5 protein-coding genes are annotated in these 4,844 nt (G+C 46.5%); 4 read left to right on the top strand and 1 reads right to left on the bottom strand.

Annotated features, from left to right (window positions below; translation table 11 throughout):
* Positions 1-249: 249 nt before the first annotated feature.
* Positions 250-1,032 carry a DsbA family protein gene (locus QUB26_RS31145; RefSeq protein WP_333245143.1) on the top strand — a complete coding sequence of 261 codons (783 nt, stop codon included), beginning with the start codon at positions 250-252 and terminating at the stop codon, positions 1,030-1,032.
* Positions 1,033-1,128: 96 nt separating this feature from the next.
* Here the strand turns inward: QUB26_RS31145 and rpe are convergent, their stop codons facing one another.
* Positions 1,129-1,830 (bottom strand): ribulose-phosphate 3-epimerase, encoded by a 702-nt coding sequence (rpe, locus tag QUB26_RS31150; RefSeq protein ID WP_006632078.1) that lies wholly within the window; start codon positions 1,828-1,830, stop codon positions 1,129-1,131.
* Between the two features lie 380 nt (positions 1,831-2,210).
* Here rpe and QUB26_RS31155 point away from each other — a divergent pair, with 380 nt between their 5' ends.
* From QUB26_RS31155 to QUB26_RS31165, 3 genes are all read left to right on the top strand, one after another.
* Positions 2,211-2,585: a hypothetical protein gene (locus tag QUB26_RS31155; protein WP_333245138.1), complete on the top strand. Its 375-nt coding sequence runs from the start codon at positions 2,211-2,213 to the stop codon at positions 2,583-2,585.
* A gap of 104 nt (positions 2,586-2,689) precedes the next feature.
* The gene (locus QUB26_RS31160; protein WP_333246971.1) at positions 2,690-4,105 is read left to right on the top strand and encodes an LCP family protein; all 1,416 of its coding nucleotides are present in this window, start codon (positions 2,690-2,692) and stop codon (positions 4,103-4,105) included.
* A gap of 220 nt (positions 4,106-4,325) precedes the next feature.
* A complete protein-coding gene (locus QUB26_RS31165; RefSeq protein ID WP_333209163.1) occupies positions 4,326-4,754 on the top strand; it encodes a DUF202 domain-containing protein in 429 nt (142 codons plus the stop codon).
* Positions 4,755-4,844 lie beyond the last annotated feature (90 nt).

The raw sequence follows: 4,844 nt of genomic DNA on the forward strand, positions 1-4,844 counted from the left end.
CGCCCGTCCTTTTTGGACGGGCGGGACGCCCATCCCACTTTCAAGAGTGGAAGTTATTTAATTCTCATTCCTTAGTCGGTGTTCGGGTGATTAACACCTCTTGCAAATTACCGACTACGAATTACCGATTGCCAATGGCTAATTATTGCTCAAAGCTAAAAATAGCTCGACAGCAGTCAACAGCGGTATACCTGACACTCCGCAAAATTAAATGTAGGATTAAGTGTTGCCGTGAATCAGAAAAAAAAGATGAACATATCCACTATTTGGCGAAAACTCCGCAGCCAGCAAGCCTTCTGCTTGGCTGTACTCCTGGCAGGTTGCCTGGTATTTATCGGTTGTTCCCCCGCACAGTCAACGGCTGGCAATTCAGTCGATCCCAAGTTGAAAGAGCAAGTCTTGCAGGTGATCCGCGAAAATCCCCAAGCAATTTTAGAGTCGGTACAAGCGTACCAGCAACAGCAGCAGCAGTCTCTCAAAGCAGCGCAGCAGTCATTTTTGCAGGAGATGAAAACTAATCCCAAATCTTCTATAGGGGATTCTCCCACCACGGGTTCAGCTTCGCAGCAGATTGTACTTTTAGAATTCTCTGACTTTCAATGTCCGTTTTGCGCGCGCGCTCACGATACTGTCAAGCAGTTTATGGCAAAACACCAGGACAAAGTTACTTTAGCTTACAAGCATTTTCCCTTAACTTCTATTCACCCTCAAGCGCTACCGGCAGCTAAAGCAGCTTGGGCGGCGGGGCAGCAGGGCAAATTCTGGGAATATTACAGCGCTTTGTTTGAAGGGCAGAAAGATTTAGGCGATCCATTGTACCCATCGATCGCCCAAAAGCTCAATCTAAAATTAGATAAATTCAACACCGATCGCAACAGCCCCGCTGCAGAAGCCGCCATTGCCAAAGACGTGCAACTTGCTCAACAACTAGGCATTGAAGGCACTCCGTTTTTTATTATGAACGGCGAAACTTTCTCCGGGGCGGTCGAGCTTTCTGAGATGGAAAGCATTCTCGCCTCTGTCTCGAAATAAGTAATTCCTGACTCTTGGAAACCGAGTATAAAAATGCGTTCCCAGCCTGCTTGGGCTGGGAACGAGAAAAACCCGAAAAACTCGAAAAATCTTTGATTAAACCGCAGCTAACTCAGGAGTCGGACGCTTGCTGTGGCGGATACCCTCGATCGCCGCTGCGTAATCATTCGCCTTAAACACAGCAGAACCAGCGACGATCGCATTTGCGCCCGCTTCCAGAACCTGCCAAGTATTGTTCCCCTTCAAACCGCCATCTACCTCAATCCAAGGATCGAGGCCCTTGTCGTCGCACATTTTACGCAACTGGCGAATTTTCGGCAAAACAGCCGGGATAAAACTTTGACCACCAAAGCCCGGATTGACGCTCATAATCAGCACCAAATCGCAAAGTTCCAGCACGTACTCGATCAACTCCAAAGGCGTCGAAGGATTCAGAACCACACCAGCCATTTTGCCCAATTCCCGAATTTGGCCGAGGGTGCGGTGCAAGTGAGGCGAAGCATTGTGTTCCGCGTGAACCGAAATAATGTCAGCACCAGCCTTAGCGAAGTCCTCGACGTACTTCTCCGGCTCCACAATCATCAAGTGGACATCGATTACCTTGGTAGTAACAGGGCGAATTGCCTCAACAATCAGCGGCCCGATAGTAATATTAGGAACAAAGCGACCGTCCATCACATCTACGTGAATCCAGTCAGCCCCAGCTCGATCGACAGCCTGAATCTCTTCTCCGAGACGGCTAAAATCGGCTGATAATATGGATGGAGCAATAACGATGGGTTTTTGGGATTGGGTCATGGCTAAGTCTGTTCTCCTGACTGCTGTGCTGTATCCAGTTTATCAAAATACGGGTCTCCGGGTCGAAAAGTTGCCAACGATCAGTCGCGAGATTGGGAGGGCAGAAAAATTTTGCCTCTGACAGACAAGTTTGGCGATCGCGCCAGCCCAGCTCTGGGAATTTTGGTTTAGGATATAAATTTTCCCTCTAACAAATAACTTGTGTGCAAAATCCGACCGAAAGCATCCAGGATACAAGCCCCCAAATTCATCCGTCCAGAAATAAAAAACCTGTATCCGATAAACAAGCGCCCGAATTTATCTCGCGCAAGTCAATGCTTCAATGCTTCAATCTAAAATCTAAAATCGATTGACCTTCTGCAAATTTTGAGTACCGAATTATGAAAAAAACAGATCCCTTAGAAAATCCTGAACTCGATCGTGCCAGTCTGTTTGTATTAATGATCCCAGTCATCGGCTTTTTCCCCGCCCTGTGGACTCTTTACCGCCGTCAGGGTAGTCCCGAACGCAAAGCCGTCAGCCGCTTGGCAATTGCCCTTGCTTTTAGTTGGCTCTTAGGACATATTCTTTTAGAAGCTGGAGCGATTTCTGCGGAATCTCCGACACTTCCCATGTTATTAATGAGTAGCCTGCTAACAACCAGCTATTTCATCGTTGCTCTGGGACTGATGGTTCGCCTCTGGAAGCGTCAACCGCTATGGTTGCCTGGAATTAGTCGCTTAGCCGAGCAAGTAGTAGGCAAACATTTATCATAATTTAGGGTTTTTTTAAGCCCCTACCCTATTGATTGAGTGCGTCTTCAGCTTGATACTACATATTGCCATTATCTTTTTTATTTTTGTTGTGTGTGAGGAAGCCAGTGCCAGCTCAAAAAATTCCTAATCAAGACCCTATCCAACAATCAACTGCTCAACCTGCAACCAAAAAAGCTTCCCAGCCCCATCGAGGCCGCTGGCTGGGATTTGGTTTTGGTTTGGCTGGAGTAGCCATGCTCTCAGCCACAGCCGGAGCATTGCTAGCCGTCTCCCTTTCTACAACGCCGCTTCAGCAACAAAAGTTGAGCCCTGAAGAAGCAGCAGTATTTTCTCAAGGCGACATGGCAAAGCTCAACATGAAGATGCCGGAGCTGACTCGCCCAGTTAATATTTTAGTTTTAGGACTTAAAGTTCTGACCTCTGACATCGAAGGAGGTGTCAACAAAGATGTCGGATACGAGGTTTGGGAAAACTCCTTTAAGGGCTTAACCGATACTATGCTGTTGGTGAGGTTTGACCCTCAAAATAAAAAGTTAAGCGTGCTTTCCATTCCGCGAGACACCCGCACCTATGTTGAAGGCCGGGGCGAGGTGAAAATCAACGAAGCTAATTACTACGGTGGCCCGGCTTCGTCAGCGAAGTCAGTCAGCGGACTCCTGGGCGGTGTGGGAATTGACCGCTATGTCACAGTTAATATTCATGGTATCAAAAGTTTGGTCGATGCCCTGGGTGGCATTACTATTAATGTCCCTAAAGACATGAAATATACCGATCATAGTCAGCATTTATATATAGATTTAAAGGCTGGCAAGCAGAAACTCAACGGCGAACAAATCGTGCAATATTTGCTTTATCGGCACGACGATTTGGGCGACATCGGGCGGGTGCAGCGCCAACAATTGTTGATGCGGGCTTTTGTGGAACAGGAAGTAAATGTAGGTTTGCTGTCTCGACTACCGAAGATTTTATCGGTGATTCAGTCTCACCTTGACACGAATTTGAGTATAGAAGAATTGGTAGCTTTGGCGGGTTTTGCTACTCAAACCGATCGCGCTGGCGTGCAGATGTTGATGGTTCCCGGCAAATTTAGCGATTCTAAGGACTACAAAGCAAGTTTTTGGTTGCCCGACCAATATGCCATCGAAACTATGGTGGCGGAACATTTTGACTTCGGCCAAAATACTTGGACAATTGAGAATGCTGATTCGACTTTTCTGAAGGTGGCGATTCAAGATAGTACCGGAGATCCATCGGCTGTTGAAGATTTTGTCAATAATTTGACTCAAGCCGGTTATCGGAATGTTCAGGTTTATAAAGCTTGGCCCGAACCGCTGGAGGTAACTACTCTAGTAGCTCAACAGGGCGATATTAAAGGTGCTCAAGCGATTCGCCAGTTTTTGGGTTTTGGAGATGTGTTGGTTGAGAGTACCGGTTCTTTGAATTCGGATGTCACAATCAGATTGGGTCAGGATTGGTTGGCGAAAAAGGCTCAGTCCGGTGGTGAGGCTAAGTCTTTTTAAACTGGATTTTAACTGGGGTATTTGTAGGGACACAGCAATGCTGTGTCCTCTTATTTTCTGTTGGTAGAGATGGAGGCGATCGCTTTTTTGTCTATTTACTGATAGTATATTTTTGGGTGATGATGAATCACGATCGCAATACCGATACTTCCCTCCGCAGTCACAAGTGAAACAATAATCAACGAGGGAAAGCTTAAGATATTTTATCAAGGTAGGGTTGATGAACAAGGGTGATAAAATAGACCGACAGCGAGAACATCAGGCAAATGAACGCACCTTTCTGGCATGGTTACGAACTTCACTGGCTTTAGTTGGTTTTGGGTTTGCAATCAGTCGGTTCAGTTTATTTCTCCGTCAATTTCAAGCTACAGTGACTCAGCAAGAAGTTTCCTCCCCTCCCTTCTTCAACTCCGAAACTTTAGGGCTGAGTCTGGTCGTTTTTGGGATTGCGGTCATTGCCTTAGCAGCATGGCGTTATAATCGAGTATTCTGGCAAATTGAGCGAGGTGATTATCGCCCAAATCGTGTGCTAGTTTGGATTCTGACTGGAGTTGTAATGATTTTAGGAACGTTAAGCATTCCGTTGGTGCTATGGCGCGATCGCGCAAATATAGCTCCCACTTCAACTCCTAAAAACTCTCAATTCTAAGTTAACCCGATCGCTTAGGATCGCGAATTAAATAACTTACAATTTTAATTGTTATTGTGGGATGGGCGTCCCGCCCGTCCTTTTTGGACG

It is taken from the genome of Microcoleus sp. B4-C1, from assembly GCF_036705285.1.
In the GTDB taxonomy this organism is placed as follows: domain Bacteria; phylum Cyanobacteriota; class Cyanobacteriia; order Cyanobacteriales; family Microcoleaceae; genus Microcoleus.

Excerpts from the sequence above, each read along its gene's own strand:
- QUB26_RS31145 (WP_333245143.1), top strand. The coding sequence starts at position 250 with ATGAACATATCCACTATTTGGCGAAAACTCCGCAGCCAGCAAGCCTTC.
- rpe (WP_006632078.1), bottom strand. The coding sequence starts at position 1,830 with ATGACCCAATCCCAAAAACCCATCGTTATTGCTCCATCCATATTATCA.
- QUB26_RS31155 (WP_333245138.1), top strand. The coding sequence starts at position 2,211 with ATGAAAAAAACAGATCCCTTAGAAAATCCTGAACTCGATCGTGCCAGT.
- QUB26_RS31165 (WP_333209163.1), top strand. The coding sequence starts at position 4,326 with ATGAACAAGGGTGATAAAATAGACCGACAGCGAGAACATCAGGCAAAT.